2 protein-coding genes are annotated in these 750 nt (G+C 70.3%); one reads left to right on the forward strand and one right to left on the reverse strand.

Annotation, left to right across the window (positions count from 1 at the left end; translation table 11 throughout):
* A partial coding sequence (locus RISW2_RS23030) for a TonB-dependent receptor domain-containing protein (protein ID WP_043775870.1) occupies positions 1 to 433 on the forward strand: 433 nt, incomplete at its 5' end.
* Positions 434 to 473: 40 nt separating this feature from the next.
* Here the strand turns inward: RISW2_RS23030 and RISW2_RS23035 are convergent.
* Positions 474 to 750, reverse strand: a 277-nt coding sequence (locus RISW2_RS23035; protein ID WP_043775873.1) for a sigma-70 family RNA polymerase sigma factor, incomplete at its 5' end; no start/stop codon positions are given.

Consider the following 750-nt stretch of genomic DNA (forward strand, 5'->3'; position numbering starts at 1 on the left):
CGTCGAGCTGAACGGCTTTGGCGAACTGGCGCGCGGCGTGCGCCTGCTGGGCGGCGTCACCTGGCTGGATGCGAAACAGCGCAAGACCCAGGGCGGCTTGAATGACGGCCGCCACGCCGTCGGCGCGCCCGAGCTGCAGGCCAACCTGACGCTGGAATGGGATACGCCGTTCGCGCCGGGGCTGACCCTGATGGGCCGGGCCATCCACACCAGCCAGGCCTATCTCAGCGCCGACAACAGCCAGCGCGTGCCGGCTTGGACGCGCTACGACTTCGGCGGCCGCTACAAGACCCGCGTGGCGGGCAAGGACGTGACGCTGCGCGCGACCGTGACCAACCTGCTCGACAAGCACTATTGGGAGGCCAATCCGACCGGCTACCTGATCAGCGGCATGCCGCGCACGCTGTGGCTGTCGGTGGCGACGGAGTTCTGACGACGGCGCCGGGCCGCCCGCTGGTGGTCCGGCCCGGCCCTCACGCCGCCAGCGCGAACAAGCAGTGGGCGTTGGCGCGGATCAGGTATTTCTTGACAGTGCTGGGCGAGATGCGCAGGCGCTCGGCGATCTGCGCGTAGGTCAGTTCCTCGATGTGCGCCATGATGAAAGCGCTGCGCGCCGCTTGCGGCAGGCCTTCCAGCGCCTGGTCGAGCTGCTGCAGCGTTTCCACCGCCAGCGCCACGCTTTCCGGCGACGGCGCGGTCGGGGCCGGCAGGCAGGCCAGCGCTTCGAGGTAGGCGGCTTCCAGCGCCGCC

Source organism: Roseivivax isoporae LMG 25204, assembly GCF_000521865.1.
In the GTDB taxonomy this organism is placed as follows: domain Bacteria; phylum Pseudomonadota; class Alphaproteobacteria; order Rhodobacterales; family Rhodobacteraceae; genus Roseivivax; species Roseivivax isoporae.